Genomic DNA, 17,824 nt, shown 5'->3' with positions numbered 1-17,824 from the left:
AACATCCGTAACAACAAAGCCCCCGCTAGCCGGGGGTTTTTTATCTTTGATGGTGAGCCATGGAATCGATAATCCAACAAATCAATCAACTACGAGCCACATTGCGCCATCATGAATACCAGTATCATGTGCTGGATGCGCCGGAAGTGCCGGATGCGGAATATGACCGTCTGATGCGCGAGCTGCGCGAGCTGGAGAGCGCGCATCCTGAGTGGGTCACCGCCGATTCGCCGACCCAGCGCGTGGGCGCGGCGCCGCTGGCGGCGTTCGACCAGGTGCGTCACGAAGTGCCGATGCTGTCGCTGGACAACGTGTTTGACGAAGAGAGCTTCCTGGCGTTTTACAAGCGCGTGCAAGATAGGCTCAAGAGCAGCGATCCGCTGACCTTCTGCTGCGAACTGAAGCTGGATGGCCTGGCGGTCAGCCTGCTGTACGAAGACGGCGAGCTGGTGCGCGCGGCGACGCGCGGCGACGGCACCACCGGTGAGAACATCACCGCCAACGTGCGTACCATCCGCGCCATCCCGCTGCGCCTGACCGGCGACAACATCCCGCGCCGGGTGGAAGTGCGCGGCGAAGTGTTTATGCCGCAGGCCGGTTTTGAGCAAATGAACGAAGAAGCCCGGCGCAAAGACGGCAAGGTGTTCGCCAATCCGCGCAACGCCGCCGCCGGCTCGCTGCGTCAGCTCGATCCGCGTATTGCCGCCAAACGTCCGTTGACCTTCTTCTGCTATGGCGTTGGCCTGCTGGAAGGCGGCGAGCTGCCGCGCAGCCACTTTGAGCGCCTGATGCAGTTCAAAGCCTGGGGTCTGCCGGTCAGCGATCGCGCCCAACGCCGCACCGGCAGCGAGGAAGTGCTGGCGTTTTATCGCCAGGTCGAGCAGGACCGCGCGCAGCTCGGTTTCGACATCGACGGCGTGGTGATCAAGATTGACGACATCGACCTGCAGGAAACGCTGGGCTTCGTGGCGCGCGCGCCGCGCTGGGCGACGGCGTTCAAATTCCCGGCGCAGGAGCAGATCACCGTGGTGCGCGAAGTGGAGTTTCAGGTTGGCCGCACCGGCGCGATTACGCCGGTGGCCCGCCTTGAGCCGGTGCTGGTGGCCGGGGTGACCGTCAGCAACGCGACCTTGCACAACGCCGATGAAATCGAGCGTCTGGGGCTGCGCATCGGCGATACGGTGATCGTGCGCCGCGCCGGCGACGTGATCCCGCAGGTGGTGGGGGTGCTGGAAGACCGCCGGCCGCAGGATGCGCGCGAAGTGGTGTTCCCGCTGCATTGCCCGGTGTGCGGTTCCGACGTTGAGCGCGTGGAAGGCGAGGCCGTGGCGCGTTGCACTGGCGGGCTGATCTGCGGTGCGCAGCGCAAAGAGGCGTTGAAGCACTTCGTTTCCCGTCGCGCGCTGGACGTAGAGGGCATGGGCGACAAGATCATCGAGCAGCTGGTGGACAAGGAGTACGTGAAGAATCCGGCCGATCTGTTCCGCCTGTCCGCCGGCATTCTGACCGGCCTGGATCGCATGGGGCCGAAATCGGCGCAGAACCTGGTCAACGCGCTGGAGAAATCCAAGCAGACCACCTTCGCCCGCTTCCTGTACGCGCTGGGCATTCGCGAGGTCGGTGAGGCGACCGCTGCCAACCTGGCGGCGCATTTCGGTTCGCTGGAGAAGCTGTTCGCCGCCGATATCGAGGCGTTGAAAGAAGTACCGGACGTCGGTGAAGTGGTGGCCAAACACACCCGCAACTTCCTCGATGAAGCGCTCAATCAGCAGGTCATCAACGAGCTGGTGGGCGCTGAGATCGGCATTCATTGGCCGGCGCCGGTGGTGGTGGTGGCGGAAGAGATAGACAGCCCGTTCGCCGGCAAAACCGTGGTGCTGACCGGTTCGCTGAGCCAGCTGTCGCGTGACGAAGCCAAAGATCGCCTGACGGCGCTGGGCGCCAAGGTCAGTGGCAGCGTATCGAAGAAAACCGACCTGGTGATCGCCGGCGAGGCGGCCGGTTCCAAGCTGGCGAAGGCGCAGGAGCTGGGTATCGCGGTGATCGATGAAGCGGAGATGATCCGCCTGCTGGGTGACTGATGGAAAAAGAAAACCTGCTGGAGATCGCCAATACCGTGATGCCGTTCGGCAAGTACCAGGGGCGGGTGCTGATCGACCTGCCCGAAGAGTACCTGCTGTGGTTCGCTCGCAAAGGCGAATTCCCCAAAGGCAAGCTCGGCATGCTGATGGAGATGACGCTGGCGATTAAAATCGAAGGGCTTGACCACCTGGTCAAGCCGCTGAAGAAAAGCTGATCTGACGGGCCTTGGCCCGTCTTTTTTTTACCCGCGCGACGCCTGTGCGTTGGGCACCGCCTGTTGCGTCTGCCGCTTACGCTGGTACCTCTTCGCCAACACTGCGCAGGTCATCAACTGCACCTGATGAAACACCATCAACGGCAGCACCATGATCCCCACCTGAGCCGCCGGAAACAGGATATTGGCCATCGGAATGCCGTTCGCCAGGCTTTTCTTCGAGCCGCAGAACACGATGGTGATCTCGTCCGCCTTGCTGAACCCCAGCCAACGCGCCATGTAAGTGTTCACCACCAGCACGATCGTCAGCAACACGATGCTGCCGCCGACGATAAACGCCAGCGAACCAAGCCCGACCTGATGCCAGATGCCGTGCGTCACCGCTTCGCTGAAGGCGGCGTACACCACCAGCAGAATCGAGGTCTGGTCGGTTTTGCCGATCAGCGGGCGATGGCGTTCGATCCAGCCGCCGATCAGCGGCCGCAGCAGGTGGCCGGCGACGAACGGCACCAGCAGCTGCAGCACGATCGAGCCGACCTGCCGCAGGCTGCCGGTATCGCCGTGCACATTCATCAGCAGGCCGACCAGCAGCGGCGACACGAAGATCCCGAGCAGGCTGGAGGCGGAAGCGCTACACACCGCCGCCGCCACGTTGCCGCCCGCCAGCGAGGTGAAGGCGATGGCCGATTGCACGGTGGCGGGCAGGATGCACAGGTAGATGAAACCGGCGTACAGCTCGGGGCTGACGTCGATCGGCGCCCACCAGGCGAACAGCATGCCCAGCGCCGGAAAAATGATGAAGGTGCTGAACATCACCCACAGATGCAGCCGCCAGTTATTGCTGCCGGCCAGGATGGCCTCGCGCGACAGCTTGGCGCCGTGCATGAAGAACAGCAGGGCGATGGCGGCGATGGTCAGGGCGTTGAGCCAGCCGACGAACTCGCCGCGCGCCGGCAGGAACGACGCCAGCAATACGGTGGCGATCAGCGTCAGGGTAAAACGATCGGGCAGAAATCTCATGGCGGTGCGCTCAGGGTAGAAAATCGATGGGGCTATTCTCCCTCGTGGGCATATAATAATTAAATTGATTTATTTAATTCATATATGAATAAAACACATGAATTACTCACTCAAACAGCTGCGGGTGTTCGTCGCCATCGCTCGCCACGGCAGTTTCAGCCGCGCCGGTGAGGCGATTGGTCTGACGCAATCGGCGGTCAGCCACAGCGTGAAAGAGCTGGAAGCAGAGGTCGGCGTGCGCCTGCTGGATCGCACCACGCGTGAAGTGGTGCTGACCGACGCCGGCCTGCGGCTGGCCAATCGGGTCGAGCGGCTGCTGGACGAACTGCAGGCCGCGTTGCTGGATGCGCGCAGCTTTGGCGTACAGCGCAGCGGCACGGTGCGGGTGGCGACGAGCCAAACCATTTCCGCCCATCTGATGCCGCAGTGCATCGCGGCCGGTGAGCGCGAATACCCGGAGATCCGCATCATGCTGCGCGATCAGGCGCAGCAGCAGGTGCTGCACAGCGTACGCAACGCGGAGGTGGATTTCGGCATCGTGGTCGATCCGATACAGGCGGTGGATCTGGAGTGCGAAGCGGTGCTGCACGAGCCGTTCCTGTTGCTGTGCCGCGACGATCATCCGTTCGCGGCGCAACAGGCGGTACATTGGTCGGCGCTGAACGGTTGCCGCCTGGTGTTGCAGGACTATGCGTCGGGCAGCCGACCGCTGATCGACAGCGCGCTGAGACAGCAGGGCGTGGAGGCGCAGGTAGTGCAGGAAATCGGCCATCCGGCGACGCTGTTCCCGATGGTGGCGGAGGGGATCGGCATCAGCATTTTCCCGGCGTTGGCGTTGCCGCTGCCGGAAGGGGGGCGGCTCCGGGTGCGGCGGCTGGTGCCGGAGATCAACCGTGCTCTGATGCTGGTGCGGCGCAAGAACCGTTCGCTGACGCCGGCGGCGGAGGCCATCTGGCAGGTGGCGCGTCAGCAGGCGGCGCTGCTGCAACAGCGCCGGCAGGAAAACGCGGAATATTGACTCAGATATAGACGTCCACAGCGTTGAGCGGCGTTGGGCGGTTTACGCCGTCGCCGGATTGCGCCGCGGCTTTTGCCATCTGCTCCTGCTGCTGCTTTTCCATTTCTTCTTTCTGGATGCGGGCGATTTCTGCCTGCAACATCTTGATCTGCGCTTCGATCAGCTGCTTCTGCTTTTCGATTTCCTTAGGATCGGCGTCGGAGTCCTTTAGCTCCACCAACTTTTGCTGCAGCGCCTGAATCTGCCGGTTCAGCGCCTTGATGCGGGCCGAGGCGCGGCTTTCGTTGAGGTTGACCGGTTCGTCATTGCCGTTGGCGCGTTCGTTTTTCTCCATCTTGCCGCCTTGCGGCTGGTTGTTGACCGGTTTGGCCATCAGCAGTTCGCCCTGATGGCCCGGCGCGCTGAACACGTTGCTGACGCCGGGAACGGTATTTTTGATCGGTACTATCATGGTGATGGTGGTCGACATGGATGCTCTCCCTGAGTCGGTATATCGCTGTTCAGGGTATCGGCAGCGGCGGCTAAATCTTTACCTGCCGCAGATGCGGCCAGCGCAGCAGCCAGCCTTTGTCGAGCACCCGCTGGGCATAGGCGGCGCGGTCGCCGTTTTTCACGTTGAAGGTGATGGTGTCGTTGAACAGCGCCGCGAGCCCGAAGGGGGCCACCAGCGTGATGCTGTCGTCGGCGTTCAGGCGCGCGCCGATCGCCGTTTCCACTTCGGTCCAGAAGCTGATGGCCTCTTCGCTGTTGCGGTAGGGCGCCCGGCCGCTGCGTAGGTGCATGCGCGCCTGGTTCTTGACCGACCACGGCTGCGGCAGCCACTGTTGCAAACGCGCTTCCAGCATGCGATCGCGTTCGGCCTGCGCACGCTCCGCATCGAAATGAATCACGTCGATATCGTTGAGCGGCGTCGCCACGGCGTAGCCATGCCGCCGGTCCCACACCAGATTGCGTACAAAGCCGGCGCCGAGGCACCAGTCATTCAGGCCGAGCCTGCGCACGGTGCGCAGGGCCGCCATGCGAGCGTTATCTTGTTGCAGCCATTCGATAATTTGCCGTTGCGGATCCATCATCCCTCCCGTTTTCGCGGCTACTGTAACCCGAAGCGGCGGCGGGCGAAATGGGGGGGAAGCGTGATGGCGGCGATCGCCGGCAAAATAATTTTCTTCTCCCGCTGACTACACTTGGTGCAGGGCTTGTATCTCGTCACGCAGGGCAAGGGAGGGGGCTATGTATCAGGCAACGTTGGGCCAACGCGGCTATCGCTTCGGCGACCTGCGCCAGCTGATGGCAAAGGCTTCGCCGGCGCGTTCCGGCGATTATCTGGCGGAAGTGGCAGCGCAAAGCGCCGAAGAGCGCATGGCGGCGCGCATCGCGCTGGCGGATCTGCCGCTTAAGGTGTTCCTGCAGCAGCCGCTGGTGCCGTACGAACAGGACGAGGTGACCCGCCTGATTATCGACAGCCACGATGCCGTCGCCTTTGCGCCCATCTCGCACCTCACGGTCGGCGATTTTCGCGACTGGCTGCTGAGCGAGCAGGCGGACAGCGCCATGCTGGCGCAGGTGGCCGCCGGCATAACGCCGGAGATGGCGGCGGCGGTCAGCAAGATCATGCGCAATCAGGATCTGATCCTGGTGGCGAAGAAATGCCGGGTGGTGACGCGTTTTCGCAATACGATCGGCCTGCCGGGCCACCTCAGCGTGCGGCTGCAGCCCAATCACCCGACCGACAGCCTGCAGGGCATCGCCGCCAGCATGCTGGACGGCCTGCTGTACGGCAGCGGCGACGCGGTGGTCGGCATCAACCCGGCCAGCGACAGCCTGCCGCTGCTGGAAAAACTCAACTACATGCTGGACGACGTGATCCAGCGCTTCGCCATTCCCACCCAATCCTGCGTGCTGACCCACGTGACCAACACGCTGCGGCTGATGGAGCGCGGCACGCCGGTGGATCTGGTGTTTCAGTCGATCGCCGGCACCGAGGCGGCCAACCGCGGTTTCGGCATCAGTCTGGCGCTGCTGGCGGAGGCGCAGCAGGCGGCGCTGAGCCTCAAGCGCGGCACATTGGGCGATAACGTGATGTATTTCGAAACCGGGCAGGGCAGTTGCCTGTCGGCCAACGCGCATCACGGCGTCGATCAGCAAACCTGCGAGGCACGCGCCTATGCGGTGGCGCGCCATTTTTCGCCGCTGCTGATCAACACCGTAGTGGGGTTTATCGGCCCGGAGTATCTGTATGACGGCAAACAAATCATCCGCGCCGGGCTGGAGGACCACTTCTGCGGCAAGCTGCTCGGCCTGCCGCTGGGCTGCGACGTCTGCTATACCAACCATGCCGAAGCCGATCAGGACGACATGGATACCTTGCTGACGCTGTTGGCCGCCGCCGGGCTGACGTTCCTGATCGGCGTGCCGGGCGCGGACGATATCATGCTTAACTACCAAAGCACCTCGTTCCATGATGCGCTTTATATCCGCGAGCTGCTGGGGCTGAAACACGCGCCGGAATTCGCCGCCTGGCTGGCGGCGATGAACATCACCGACGAGCGCGGGCGGCTGCGCGATGCCGCCGCCAATCACCCGCTGTTGCTGGCGCTGCAGGGAGAACGCACATGAGCAAACCGGTACACGTCAACAGCTGGGACGCGCTGCGCGCCTTTACCGATGCGCGCATCGCGCTGGGGCGCACCGGCGCCAGCCTGCCGACCGACGAGCTGCTGCGCTTCGGCCTGGCCCATGCCCAGGCGCGCGACGCGGTGCATCAGCCTTTCGACAGCGAGCGGCTGGCGGCGGATCTGCACGAGGCCGGTTGGCCCTCGCTGGCGGTGCGCAGCCAGGCTACAGACCGCGCCGCCTACCTGCGTCGGCCGGATCTGGGGCGGCGACTGGCGCCGGACAGCCGCAGCCTGCTGCTCGGTTTGCCGCCGCGCCGCATCGATTTGTTACTGGTGGTGGCGGACGGCCTCTCCTCCAAGGCGGTGCATCGCCAGGCGCTGCCGTTGCTGCAGGCGCTGTTGCCCTATCTCGAGACGCTGGGGCTGGCCGTCGCGCCGGTGGCGCTGGCGCATCAGGCGCGGGTGGCGCTGGGGGATGAGATCGGCGAATGCCTGCAAGCCCGGGCGGTGGCGGTACTGATCGGCGAACGGCCGGGGCTGTCGTCGCCGGACAGCCTGGGCGTCTATTTGACCTGGGAGCCGAACTCGCACAGAAGAGACTCTGAGCGCAACTGCATCTCCAACGTGCGGCCTGAGGGGCTGGATTATCCGCAGGCGGCGTTCCGCCTGGCCTGGCTGCTGGAGCAGGCGTTTCAGCGGCGATTGACCGGCATCGAGCTGAAGGACGAGAGCGATAACCCGGCGCTGCACAATCGGGTCACGCCGCTTTACGCCCAGCTGGGCGGCTGACCGATGGTTTGCTGCAGCAGGGCGGTGAAGGCCGCCAGCCGGGCGGATACCTTCGCCATCGGCCGCAGCAGGTAGATGCCTTGCTGCTCATGGCGCGGATCTTCCAGCATCTGCACCAGTTGCCCGTTCTGCACGTCCGGCCCCACCACCCAGTTGGGCAGAAAAGCGATACCCAGGCCGAGCAGCGCGGCCTGACGCTGCGCGGTGAAGTCGTCGCAGCGCAGCGCCATGGTGCAGCGGCTCATCAGCGCCGCGTCGAGTATCTGCGCCCAACAGGCCGGCTGTTGTTTGTGGTAGCGGGCGATCAGCCGGTGCTGCGGCAGCGCCTCCAGATCGGTCGGCAGGCCATAGCGCGCGACGTAGGCGGGGCTGGCGCACATAACCCAGCGTTGGGTGGCGATACGGCTGGCGTACAGCGCGCTGTCCTTCTGCTCGCCGATACGGATGGCGGCGTCCAGCGGTTCCTGCGTCGGATCGGTCTGGCGTTCGGTCAGATCGAGATCGATCCACAGCTGCGGATAGCGCTCCGCCAACGTCGGCAGCAACGGCAACACATAGGTTTTGCCGAAGGTCGGCAGACAGCTGATGCGCAGCGTGCCCTGCGGCGTTTCGTTCAACGCGCTCAGCTCTGCGTGAATACCGGTAATGTCCGTCATCAGCGCGGCGGCGCGCGTCAGCAGCAGCTCGCCGGCGTCGGTCAGCAGCAGCCCACGGGTGGAGCGGACGAACAGCGCGGCGCCGAGCGCGCTTTCCAGCGCGTCGATATGGCGCACCAGCGAGGAGGGCACCATGCCCAGCCGGCGTGCGGCGGCGGAAAAGCTGCCCAGGCGGGCCACGTCGAGAAAGATCGGTAGATGTTCAACATAACGGGCGTCATTCATTTTTGCATTATATGCAAAAGCGTTTCTTATGAATACCCGCTTCTCTGTCGGCGGCGCTGCGGCTACTCTGGCTGCGGGTTGACGGCGGGCTTCAACGCCGCCGCATCCCGGCCGTATAGAGAGAAAACGCATAAACCTTGCGGCGCTTAGCACTAAATAACAGATGTTTTTCCCAGGCTGCACGAGCCGCCTGCGGAGTTGATTGTCGCTCCAACACCAGATTAACCGTTCAATTTGATATCCGACTCGGTATTAATGATTAGTGAGCCTTTACTGTCACACATTATGCCGTGAGTTCTGGATATCGGCCGGCCAGCCGTGCCGGTTTTTTTGTCGCCTCAGGCTGAATCGTTCCAACTGATGAACGTGACCTGGGCGGCATCTTGGCTCACCGCCGGTGGGTCTTTTGAACGCGCGGAACCGCGATTCCGCGCTGGTGGAGGAGTTAGTCATGAACGAAAAACACGGGTGTTCCTGTGCGCGCCATTTGGCGCAGGGTTTCGCCAGGCAGTCGATCAACGCCGGGGAGGGCGAAATCTATCAAATCTCGCTGATGAGCGCGCTCATTGACGGGGTCTACGAGGGCGAAACCACTATTGCCGAGCTGCTCAAACATGGCGATTTCGGCCTCGGCACCTTCAATCATCTGGATGGCGAACTGATCGCCTTCGACCAGGAAATACACCAGCTGCGCGCCGACGGCAGCGCCCGCCCAGCCGGTCTGCAACAGAAAACCCCTTTCGCCGTCGTCACCTTTTTCCAGCCCAGCATCAGCCAGCAGTTCGACCGGCCAATCACCAAGGCGCAGCTGCACCAGTGCATCGACGAGCAGGTCGCCTCGCCGAACCTGTTTTGCGCGGTAAGGGTTGATGGCGAGTTCAGCCATGTGGAAACCCGCACCGTGCCGCGTCAGGAACGGCCCTATCGCCCGATGCTGGAAGCGATAGAAGAGCAGCCGACCTTCTCGTTCCATCAGCGGCGCGGCACGCTGGTCGGCTTCCGCTCGCCGGATTACATGCAGGGCATCGGCGTGGCCGGCTATCACGAACATTTCGTTACCGACGACCGCAGCGGCGGCGGCCACGTGCTGGACTACCAGCTCGATCACGGCCGCCTGCAGTTCGGCGTCATCACCCGTCTCAATCTTCAGTTGCCGCATGATGCGGATTTCTTGCGCGCCAACCTCTGCCCAGAGGATTTGGACCGCGCGATTCGTTCCGCCGAGGGCTAACCCCGGCGATCGTTTTCTTAGGAGGTGGAACCATGGCACAGGAAAAAACAGGCAATGACTGGCAATGCGGCGCCGATTTGGTGGTGAAAAACCTGGAAGCGCAGGGCGTCAAACACGTTTTCGGCATTCCGGGCGCCAAGATAGACCGGGTGTTCGATTCGCTGGAGGACGCACCGTCGATCGAAACAGTGGTGGTGCGGCATGAGGCCAACGCGGCCTTTATGGCGGCGGCGGTCGGCCGCCTGACCGGCAAGGCCGGGGTGGCGCTGGTCACCTCCGGGCCGGGCAGTTCCAACCTGATCACCGGGCTGGCCACCGCCACCTCGGAAGGGGATGCGGTGGTGGCCTTCGGCGGAGCGGTGAAGCGCGCCGACAGCCTGAAGCAGACGCACCAGAGCATGGATACCGTCAGCATGTTCCGGCCGGTGACCAAGTATTGCGCCGAAGTGCACGCCGGCTCGGCGATTTCCGAGGTGATCGCCAACGCCTTCCGCCGCGCCGAGTTCGGCCGCCCGGGGGCGTCGTTCGTCAGCCTGCCGATGGATATCGTCAATGAACCGGTCACGGCGCCGGTGCTGGCCGGCTGCCGCTTGCCGCGCATGGGGGCTGCGGCGGCGGACGACATTCAGGCGGCGGTGAAACTGATCCGCCAGGCCAAATGCCCGGTATTGCTGCTCGGTTTGCAGGCCAGCCGGCCAGAGAACAGCGAGGCGGTGCGCCATCTGCTGTACCGCACCCATATGCCGGTGGTCGGCACCTATCAGGCGGCGGGGGTGATCGACGTCAATCACTTCGCCCGTTTTGCCGGCCGCGTCGGTCTGTTCAACAACCAGCCGGCCGATCAGTTGCTGCAGAAGGCCGATCTGGTGGTGAGCGTCGGCTATGATCCGATCGAATACGATCCCTGCATGTGGAACAGCCACGGGCGGCTGAAGCTGGTGCATCTCGACGTGCTGCCGGCGGATATCGATACCTGTTATCGTCCGGACGTCGAGCTGGTGGGCAACATCAGCGCCACGCTGAACATGATGACCGAAGCGTTCAGTGAGGCAGTCTGCGTGCCGCCCGAGGTAGAACTGATCCTCACCGATCTCGGCCGTCAACGCACTGAACTGGCGGAGCGCGCCGCGCGGCGCGGCGGTATGCCGATCCACCCGCTACGCATCGTCAAGGAGCTGCAGGACATCGTCAGCGACGACGTGACGCTGTGCGTGGACATGGGCAGCTTCCACATCTGGATCGCCCGCTATCTTTACAGCTTCCGCGCCCGCCAGCTGTTGATCTCCAACGGCCAGCAAACCATGGGGGTGGCGTTGCCGTGGGCCATCGGCGCGGCGTTGGTGCGCCCCGGCGACAAGGTGGTGTCGATCTCCGGCGACGGCGGGTTCATGCAGTCGAGCATGGAGCTGGAGACCGCGGTGCGGCTGAAAAACAACATCGTGCACGTCATCTGGGTGGATAACGCCTACAACATGGTGGAGATGCAGGAGGTGAACAAATACCAGCGCAAATCCGGCGTGGAGTTCGGGCCGATTGACTTCAAGGCCTACGCGGAATCCTGCGGCGCGGTCGGTTTCGCCGTACAGTCGGTGGACGATCTGCGGCCGATGCTGCGCAAGGCGATGGCGATCCAGGGGCCGGTGGTGGTGGCCATTCCGGTCGACTATGCCGACAACTATAAGCTGATGGCGCAGATGAACTTCAGCCAGATGATTTAATTTCATCATCGCGCGGTTTCACCGGGGCAGGCCGCTTGCGCGCCTGCCCGTTTTTATGCGCGGAATTTGTCCTTTACATCGCTAACTGCATGATTTATTGCTATCCGTTGGGCTGTTTTTTCACCACTGGGGATAGCGCAATGAAAAGAAAAGCAATAACGATCGGGTTGCTGGCGTTGGCGATTGCCGGCGGCGCGCGGGCCAATACGCTGGTCTACTGTTCCGAAGGCTCACCGGAAGGCTTCAACCCGCAGCTGTTCACCTCCGGCACCACGGTAGACGCCAGTTCAGCGGCGATCTACAACCGGCTGGTGGATTTCAAACCCGGCACCGTCGAGCTGCAACCCAGCCTGGCGGAAAGCTGGGAGGTGAGCGAGGACGGCAAGCGCTATACCTTCCATCTGCGCAAGGGCGTGGCATTCCAGAGCAATAAATATTTTACGCCCACCCGCGATTTCAACGCCGACGACGTCATCTTCTCGTTTATGCGCCAGAAGGACGCCAACAACCCTTATCACAACGTCTCCAACGGCGCCTACACCAACTTCGAGTCGATGGAGTTCGGTACGCTGATCGACCGGATCGTCAAGGTGGACGACCACACCGTGCGCTTTGAGCTCTCCCGCGCCGAGGCGCCGTTCGTCGCCGATCTGGGCATGTACTTCGCCACCCTTTTTTCGGCGGAATATGCCGACGCGATGCTGAAGGCCGGCACGCCACAGCGGGTGGACAACGATCCGATCGGCACCGGGCCGTTCCAACTGGTGCAGTACCAGAAGGACGCGAAAATCCTCTACAAGGCGTTCGATCGCTACTGGGAAGGCAAACCGCAGATAGACCGGCTGGTGTTCTCGATCACGCCGGATGCGGCGGTGCGTTACGCCAAGCTGCAAAAAAACGAGTGCCAGGTGATGCCGTTCCCCAATCCGGCGGATCTGGCGCGCATGCGGCAGGACGGCAACATCCAGGTGATGGAAAAATCCGGCTTGAATATCGGCTTCCTGGCCTTCAACACCCAGAAGAAACCGTTGGATAACGTCAAGGTGCGCCAGGCGTTGGCGCTGGCGGTCAACAAACCGGCGATCATCGACGCGGTGTTCCACGGCGCCGGCCAGCCGGCCAAGAACCTGCTGCCGCCGACCCAATGGGGCAGCAACGCGCAGCTTGAAGACTATCCGTATTCGCCGGAGCGGGCGAAGCAGCTGTTGCAGGAGGCCGGCCTGGGCCAGGGGTTCGACATCGATCTGTGGGCGATGCCGGTGCAGCGGCCCTATAATCCCAACGCCAAGCGCATGGCGGAGATGATTCAGGCCGACTGGGCCAAAATCGGCGTGCGCGCCCACATCGTCACCTTCGAGTGGGGCGAATATTTGCAGCGGATTAAAAACGGCGAACACCAGACCGCATTGATGGGTTGGACCACCGCCAACGGCGATCCGGACAACTTCTTCGGCCCGCTGTTCACCTGCGCTTCGCTCGGCGGCTCCAACTCGGCGAAATGGTGCTACAAACCGTTCGACCAGCTGATCCTGCAGGCGCGCGAAGAGAACGATCACGCCAAACGGGTGGCGATGTACCAGCAGGCGCAGGTGATGATGCACGATCAGATGCCGGCGCTGATGATCGCGCACTCGACTATCTTCGAACCGGTGCGCAAGGAAGTAAAAGGCTACGAAATCGACCCGTTCGGCAAACACATCTTCAAGCAGGTGTCGCTGGAAAAATAACGAAAAGGCCGGGTTAACCCGGCCTTTTTCATGCTTGCGGCGCGTCGCAGTGGTAGCGGCCGCGCGGGATCACCAGCGGCGTGTGGGACAGCGGATCGTCGATGATCATGCACGGCATGCCGAACACCCGCTCCACCAGTTCGGCGGTGATGATCTCCGCCGGTTTCCCTTCCGCCACGATCTTGCCGTCGCGCATGGCGATGATGTGATCGGCATAGCGGCAGGCGTGGTTGAGATCGTGCAGCACCGCGATTAGGGTTTGACCGCGCTCGCGGTTGAGTTGGCGGAACAGATCCAGCAGCTCGATCTGGTGTGCGATGTCCAGATAGGTAGTTGGCTCATCCAGCAGCAGCAGCGGGGTTTGCTGTGCTAGCGCCATCGCCACCCAGACGCGCTGACGCTGCCCGCCGGACAGCTCGTCGACGCTGCGGTCCGCCAGTTGGCTGACGTTGGTGGCCGCCATTGCGGCTTCCACCGCCTGTTTGTCGGCCTGCGTCCACTGTTTCAGCAGGCTTTGGTGCGGATAGCGGCCGCGCGACACCAGGTCCGCCACGGTGATGCTGTCCGGCGCGATCGAGGTTTGCGGCAGCAGGCCAAGCTCGCGCGCCAGCGCCTTGGTGGCGAAGCTGCTGATGTTCTTGCCGTCCAGCATCACCTCGCCGGCGCTGGGTTTCAGCAGGCGGCACAAGGCGCGCAACAGCGTCGATTTTCCGCAGGCGTTCGGCCCGACGATCACCGTGAAGGCGCCGTCGGGGATCGCCACGCTCAGATCGTCAGCGATGATTTTATTGTCGTAGCCCAGCTTCAGGTGCGAGGCGTGCAGGCGGTGGCTCATGGCATTATCACTCTTCATTATCTGCGGGCCTCTCGAATGAGCAGCCAAATCAGGTACAGGCCGCCGATGCAGACGGTCACGACCCCGACCGGCAGTTGGATCGGCGCGAAAAGATGTTGGGACACCACGTCGGCGCCGAGCAGCAACGCCGCGCCCATCAGCGCCGAGGAGGTCAGGGTGACCGAGGATTGTCCGGCCAGGCGACGGGCGATCTGCGGTGCCGCCAGCGCGATAAAGGAAATCGGCCCGGCGGTGGCGGTGACGGCGGCGGTGAGGGTGACGCCGAACAGCATCAGCCACAGCCGGCTGCTTTCGGCATTGACGCCCAGCGCGCGCGCCGTGTCGTCGCCCATTTCCAGCAGCTGCAGCCGTTTGCCTATCAGCAGTGCGGCGGCCGCCGCCAGCACGATGAACGCCGTGGCGGGCTGGGCTTTTTGCCAGGTCATGCCGTTGAGCGAACCGGCCTGCCACATGGCGGCGTCCATGGCGCGCTCGAGCGAAGCGGTGATGATCAGCCAGGTGTTGGTGGAGACCAGCACTGCGCTGATGGCGATGCCGACGATGATCAACCGGAAGCCGGCAATGCCTTGCCGCCAGGCGAGCAGATAGATGGCCAGCGCCGAGAGAATGCCGCCGGCCAGCGCGCCGCCGGCGACGTAATAGTAGCCGCCGTTGAACAGGGTGATGGCGATCAGCGCGCCGGTGTAAGCCCCCATATTAAAGCCGATCACGTCCGGGCTGCCGAGCGGGTTGCGGATAATCGACTGGAAAATGGCGCCGCTCATGCCGAGCGCGGCGCCTAACAACAGCGCCATGGCGATGCGAGGCAAGCGCCATTGGGTGACCACAGTCACCAGGTTTTTCGGCGCCTCGCCGCTGAGCGCGGCAAAGACCTGCTCCAGCGAGAGCTGCAGCGTGCCGTAGCACAGCGCGGCAACCGCCATCGCCAGGCACAAAGCCAGCAGCGAAAGGTTGACCAGCAGCAGGCGCAGCGGCATGCGCCAGTTGATGATGCCGTCCGGGCGGCCAATATGCAGAGTGTGGGGCAGACTCATCACAAGCCCCCCAGCGTTTTCTTGCGTCGCACCAGCCAGATCAACACCGGCGCGCCGATAAAGGCGGCGACGATGGAAACCCGCAGTTCACCGGCCGCCAGCAAGCGGCCGACCACGTCGGCGCACAGCAGTAAAATCGGCGCCAGCAGCATGGAGTAGGGCAGGATCCAGCGTTGGTCGGGGCCGACCCACCAACGAGCGATATGCGGCACCATCAGGCCGATGAAGCTGATCGGGCCGACGGTGGCGGTTGCTGCACCGCACAGCAAGGTGATGGCGATCACCGCGATCACCTGAGTCAGCACCACGCGCGCGCCGAGCGCGATAGCCAGATCTTCCCCCATGCCGATGGTATTCAGCGGCCGGGCGATGAGCAGCGTCAGCAGGCAGCCGAGCAGAATGGCGGGGGTGGTCACCGGCAGCGTGGACAGCGTGCGGATATCCAGCGTGCCGGCCTGCCAGAAGCGGAGTTGGTCAAAGGTTTGCGGATCGATCAGCGACAGCCCGGTGGTGATGCCGAGCAGCACCGCGCCGATAGCCACGCCGGCCAACGTCAGCCGTACTGGGTTGATTCGCCCGCCCGCCAGCGTGCCGATCAGGTAGACCAGCAGGGTAGTGACGGCGGCGCCGGCGAAGGCGTAGACCATATAGCTTTCGGTGGTGGCGGCACCGAAAAACATGATGCCGATGACCACGGCGAAGCTGGCGCCGGCGTTGATGCCGAGCACGCCGGGATCGGCCAGCGGGTTGCGCGTCAACGCCTGAATCAGCGCGCCGGCGGCGCCGAGCGCCATGCCGGCCAAAATGCCCGCCAGCGTACGGGGCACCCGGGCGTTGAGAATGATGGTGCTGTCGGAACCGCTCGCTACGCCCTGCAGGCTGAGCCAGACGGTATGGAAAGGAATGGCTTTGGAACCCAGCATCAGGCTGGCAATGACGCACAGCAGCAACAGCGCCAAACCGATACCGAACCCGGCGATGCGTTTGAAGCCACTGGCGTAAGCTGCGTGCGGCGCGGACGAAAGCGTCCGCTCAGTCGGAGTGGGTACGTTCACACCGGTAACTCCTTTATGATTTTTATTCTCATTGCTATTTGCGTTTATAACGGGCGCCAAATAGTAGCACGAGTTTACGCCCGCATGCACCCGTCGGTTCGTGGTTTAGCTGCGTTGAGGATGTTAATAACTATTGATATTTCAATTGATTGAATGTGAACTGCCGATCCGTTTGCGGAAAGCGTCGGCAGGGGATTGGCCTGCCGACGGCGTGATTCAGGGCTTTTTGAACAACTGCTCGATTTGGTTCAGCATGTTGGTGGCGCTGTAGTAATCGAGGCGGAAGGTGTCGTTGCCGACGGCGTAGACGTGCCGCTGCTCCACCGGCTCCAGATGCTTGAGGAACGGGTTGGCCAACAGCTCCTGCACTTTGCGTTCATTGGTGGCGAACAGGATCAGCGTTTTACCGTTCAGGCCCTCGGCCATTTTCTCGCCGGAGATCTGGATGATGTCATGGCGTTTCCCCATGCTGGTGTTGCCTTTGGCGCTTTCCGGCGGAGTGGCCAGCTGGAAGCCGAGCTGGGTCAGCAGCTTGCCCTGGGCGGAGCCCGGCGTCCACAGCATGGCCTCGCGGCCATTGTCGGCATACACCAGCGGGGTGGTCGGCTGCGGCGGCAGGGCAATCGCCTGCTTCACTTGCTCCACGCGCTGTTCGAAACGATCTTCCGCCTGTTTGGCGCCGGCCTCATGGCCGGTGATCTCGCCGAGCTCGCTCGCCAGCTGTTGCCAGCTTTTGTCGCCGTAATCGAGCACCAGCGTCGGCGCAATGGCAGACAGCTGATCGTACAGTTTTAACGCAGAATCACCGCCGGTTGCGGCGACGACGATCAAGTCCGGCGCGGCGGCGGCGACGGCTTCGGCATTCGGCTCCACCTGATACAGCCGCTCGACGTGGCGCTGTTTGGCCACTTCGCTCCATTGGGTAAAGAAACCTTGTTTATCGGCTACCAGGGGATTCGGACTGGTGGCGGCGCTGGCGACCACCGGGGCGTCGATCGCCAGCAGCGTGCCGGTGATGGTGACGCTGGTGGACACGATGCGCTGCGGCGGTTTTTCCAGCGTAAATTTCCCTTTGGCGCTGTCGATGGTGCGCGGCCAACTGCTGTCGGCAGTGGGGGCGGACGGTTTCTGCTCGTCGCTCTTGTCGTCCGGGCCGCAGCCGCTGAGCAGCAAGGTGGAAACGGCGATGAATGAAATAAACAGCTGACGTAAGGATAGGGTCATGAGCGGGCTCTTTCTTTCCTTGCACAAAGGCGTATCAATCCGACGGCGGAGTGGCCGTGGGGGTTGCCCGCTAATTTACCATTCAAGCGGCCAAAATGATAACCATTCGTATCTCAGCGCGTGGTGAATAGAGAGAATAAGAAGAAGGGAAAGTGAGTGCGGCAGAAACGCAAAAAGCGCCAAAAGGCGCTTTTTTCTGAATTGGTGGGTCGTGCAGGATTCGAACCTGCGACCAATTGATTAAAAGTCAACTGCTCTACCAACTGAGCTAACGACCCGCAGAAGTGGTGGGTGATGACGGGCTCGAACCGCCGACCCCCTCCGTGTAAAGGAGATGCTCTACCAACTGAGCTAATCACC

Annotated in this window: 16 protein-coding genes and 1 tRNA gene; 8 read left to right on the top strand and 9 right to left on the bottom strand. The window is 62.9% G+C overall.

The window, feature by feature from the left end; translation table 11 throughout:
* Positions 1-59 precede the first annotated feature (59 nt).
* Both ligA and AC6BYQ_RS24985 read left to right on the top strand, forming a co-directional pair.
* On the top strand, positions 60-2,081 hold the full coding sequence (gene ligA, locus AC6BYQ_RS24990) for an NAD-dependent DNA ligase LigA (protein ID WP_025160149.1): 2,022 nt from the start codon (positions 60-62) through the stop codon (positions 2,079-2,081).
* Positions 2,081-2,296, top strand: a complete 216-nt coding sequence (locus AC6BYQ_RS24985) for a DUF3820 family protein (protein WP_004936441.1) — start codon at positions 2,081-2,083, stop codon at positions 2,294-2,296. The genes ligA and AC6BYQ_RS24985 overlap by 1 nt, the downstream gene beginning before the upstream one ends.
* Positions 2,297-2,323: 27 nt before the next feature.
* Here the strand turns inward: AC6BYQ_RS24985 and AC6BYQ_RS24980 are convergent, their stop codons facing one another.
* Complete coding sequence (locus AC6BYQ_RS24980) at positions 2,324-3,316, bottom strand: bile acid:sodium symporter family protein (RefSeq protein ID WP_019453842.1); 993 nt, start codon at positions 3,314-3,316, stop codon at positions 2,324-2,326.
* A 97-nt stretch (positions 3,317-3,413) separates the two neighbouring features.
* On the opposite strand from AC6BYQ_RS24980, the gene AC6BYQ_RS24975 reads away from it, so the two are divergent.
* The gene (locus AC6BYQ_RS24975; protein ID WP_498057676.1) at positions 3,414-4,334 is read left to right on the top strand and encodes a LysR family transcriptional regulator; all 921 of its coding nucleotides are present in this window, start codon (positions 3,414-3,416) and stop codon (positions 4,332-4,334) included.
* A 1-nt stretch (position 4,335) separates the two neighbouring features.
* Here the strand turns inward: AC6BYQ_RS24975 and AC6BYQ_RS24970 are convergent, their stop codons facing one another.
* On the bottom strand, positions 4,336-4,803 hold the full coding sequence (locus AC6BYQ_RS24970; protein ID WP_019453840.1) for a FlxA-like family protein: 468 nt from the start codon (positions 4,801-4,803) through the stop codon (positions 4,336-4,338).
* Positions 4,804-4,855: 52 nt separating this feature from the next.
* Positions 4,856-5,404 carry a nucleotidyltransferase family protein gene (locus AC6BYQ_RS24965; protein ID WP_074055750.1) on the bottom strand — a complete coding sequence of 183 codons (549 nt, stop codon included), beginning with the start codon at positions 5,402-5,404 and terminating at the stop codon, positions 4,856-4,858.
* 160 nt (positions 5,405-5,564) lie between these two features.
* Between AC6BYQ_RS24965 and AC6BYQ_RS24960 the strand changes: the two genes are divergently transcribed.
* Positions 5,565-6,950 (top strand): ethanolamine ammonia-lyase subunit EutB, encoded by a 1,386-nt coding sequence (locus AC6BYQ_RS24960; protein WP_074055751.1) that lies wholly within the window; start codon positions 5,565-5,567, stop codon positions 6,948-6,950.
* Positions 6,947-7,738: an ethanolamine ammonia-lyase subunit EutC gene (eutC, locus tag AC6BYQ_RS24955; RefSeq protein WP_498057675.1), complete on the top strand. Its 792-nt coding sequence runs from the start codon at positions 6,947-6,949 to the stop codon at positions 7,736-7,738. Before AC6BYQ_RS24960 ends, eutC begins: the two co-directional genes overlap by 4 nt.
* Here the strand turns inward: eutC and AC6BYQ_RS24950 are convergent.
* Positions 7,717-8,619 carry a LysR family transcriptional regulator gene (locus tag AC6BYQ_RS24950; protein ID WP_197668102.1) on the bottom strand — a complete coding sequence of 301 codons (903 nt, stop codon included), beginning with the start codon at positions 8,617-8,619 and terminating at the stop codon, positions 7,717-7,719. The genes eutC and AC6BYQ_RS24950 overlap by 22 nt on opposite strands.
* A gap of 451 nt (positions 8,620-9,070) precedes the next feature.
* On the opposite strand from AC6BYQ_RS24950, the gene budA reads away from it, so the two are divergent.
* From budA to AC6BYQ_RS24935, 3 genes are all read left to right on the top strand, one after another.
* A complete protein-coding gene (budA, locus tag AC6BYQ_RS24945) occupies positions 9,071-9,850 on the top strand; it encodes an acetolactate decarboxylase (protein WP_004936416.1) in 780 nt (259 codons plus the stop codon).
* A gap of 32 nt (positions 9,851-9,882) precedes the next feature.
* Entirely contained in the window at positions 9,883-11,568 is a 1,686-nt protein-coding gene (gene alsS, locus AC6BYQ_RS24940) for an acetolactate synthase AlsS (RefSeq protein WP_019453835.1), read from the top strand.
* A gap of 140 nt (positions 11,569-11,708) precedes the next feature.
* Positions 11,709-13,295, top strand: coding sequence for an ABC transporter substrate-binding protein (locus AC6BYQ_RS24935; RefSeq protein ID WP_019453834.1), 1,587 nt, complete (start codon positions 11,709-11,711; stop codon positions 13,293-13,295).
* A gap of 28 nt (positions 13,296-13,323) precedes the next feature.
* Here the strand turns inward: AC6BYQ_RS24935 and AC6BYQ_RS24930 are convergent, their stop codons facing one another.
* The 5 genes from AC6BYQ_RS24930 to AC6BYQ_RS24910 form a co-directional block, all read right to left on the bottom strand.
* Positions 13,324-14,130, bottom strand: coding sequence for an ABC transporter ATP-binding protein (locus AC6BYQ_RS24930; RefSeq protein ID WP_004936408.1), 807 nt, complete (start codon positions 14,128-14,130; stop codon positions 13,324-13,326).
* A gap of 17 nt (positions 14,131-14,147) precedes the next feature.
* The gene (gene fepG, locus AC6BYQ_RS24925; protein ID WP_498057674.1) at positions 14,148-15,185 is read right to left on the bottom strand and encodes an iron-enterobactin ABC transporter permease; all 1,038 of its coding nucleotides are present in this window, start codon (positions 15,183-15,185) and stop codon (positions 14,148-14,150) included.
* Positions 15,185-16,240 carry a Fe(3+)-siderophore ABC transporter permease gene (gene fepD / locus AC6BYQ_RS24920; RefSeq protein WP_309530548.1) on the bottom strand — a complete coding sequence of 352 codons (1,056 nt, stop codon included), beginning with the start codon at positions 16,238-16,240 and terminating at the stop codon, positions 15,185-15,187. Before fepD ends, fepG begins: the two co-directional genes overlap by 1 nt.
* A 216-nt stretch (positions 16,241-16,456) precedes the next feature.
* The gene (gene fepB, locus AC6BYQ_RS24915) at positions 16,457-17,464 is read right to left on the bottom strand and encodes a Fe2+-enterobactin ABC transporter substrate-binding protein (RefSeq protein ID WP_498057673.1); all 1,008 of its coding nucleotides are present in this window, start codon (positions 17,462-17,464) and stop codon (positions 16,457-16,459) included.
* A gap of 202 nt (positions 17,465-17,666) precedes the next feature.
* Positions 17,667-17,742 (bottom strand) — tRNA-Lys (locus tag AC6BYQ_RS24910).
* Positions 17,743-17,824 lie beyond the last annotated feature (82 nt).

Source organism: Serratia sp. LTN-2, from assembly GCF_059740205.1.
The sequence above is the reverse complement of the archived record's forward strand: the minus strand, read 5'-3'. Positions and strand labels throughout refer to the sequence as shown.

Excerpts from the sequence above, each read along its gene's own strand:
- AC6BYQ_RS24950 (WP_197668102.1), bottom strand. The coding sequence starts at position 8,619 with ATGAATGACGCCCGTTATGTTGAACATCTACCGATCTTTCTCGACGTG.
- AC6BYQ_RS24935 (WP_019453834.1), top strand. The coding sequence starts at position 11,709 with ATGAAAAGAAAAGCAATAACGATCGGGTTGCTGGCGTTGGCGATTGCC.
- AC6BYQ_RS24980 (WP_019453842.1), bottom strand. The coding sequence starts at position 3,316 with ATGAGATTTCTGCCCGATCGTTTTACCCTGACGCTGATCGCCACCGTA.
- AC6BYQ_RS24965 (WP_074055750.1), bottom strand. The coding sequence starts at position 5,404 with ATGGATCCGCAACGGCAAATTATCGAATGGCTGCAACAAGATAACGCT.
- AC6BYQ_RS24960 (WP_074055751.1), top strand. The coding sequence starts at position 5,565 with ATGTATCAGGCAACGTTGGGCCAACGCGGCTATCGCTTCGGCGACCTG.
- budA (WP_004936416.1), top strand. The coding sequence starts at position 9,071 with ATGAACGAAAAACACGGGTGTTCCTGTGCGCGCCATTTGGCGCAGGGT.
- AC6BYQ_RS24970 (WP_019453840.1), bottom strand. The coding sequence starts at position 4,803 with ATGTCGACCACCATCACCATGATAGTACCGATCAAAAATACCGTTCCC.
- AC6BYQ_RS24930 (WP_004936408.1), bottom strand. The coding sequence starts at position 14,130 with ATGAGCCACCGCCTGCACGCCTCGCACCTGAAGCTGGGCTACGACAAT.
- fepG (WP_498057674.1), bottom strand. The coding sequence starts at position 15,185 with ATGAGTCTGCCCCACACTCTGCATATTGGCCGCCCGGACGGCATCATC.
- fepB (WP_498057673.1), bottom strand. The coding sequence starts at position 17,464 with ATGACCCTATCCTTACGTCAGCTGTTTATTTCATTCATCGCCGTTTCC.
- eutC (WP_498057675.1), top strand. The coding sequence starts at position 6,947 with ATGAGCAAACCGGTACACGTCAACAGCTGGGACGCGCTGCGCGCCTTT.
- AC6BYQ_RS24975 (WP_498057676.1), top strand. The coding sequence starts at position 3,414 with ATGAATTACTCACTCAAACAGCTGCGGGTGTTCGTCGCCATCGCTCGC.
- alsS (WP_019453835.1), top strand. The coding sequence starts at position 9,883 with ATGGCACAGGAAAAAACAGGCAATGACTGGCAATGCGGCGCCGATTTG.
- ligA (WP_025160149.1), top strand. The coding sequence starts at position 60 with ATGGAATCGATAATCCAACAAATCAATCAACTACGAGCCACATTGCGC.
- AC6BYQ_RS24985 (WP_004936441.1), top strand. The coding sequence starts at position 2,081 with ATGGAAAAAGAAAACCTGCTGGAGATCGCCAATACCGTGATGCCGTTC.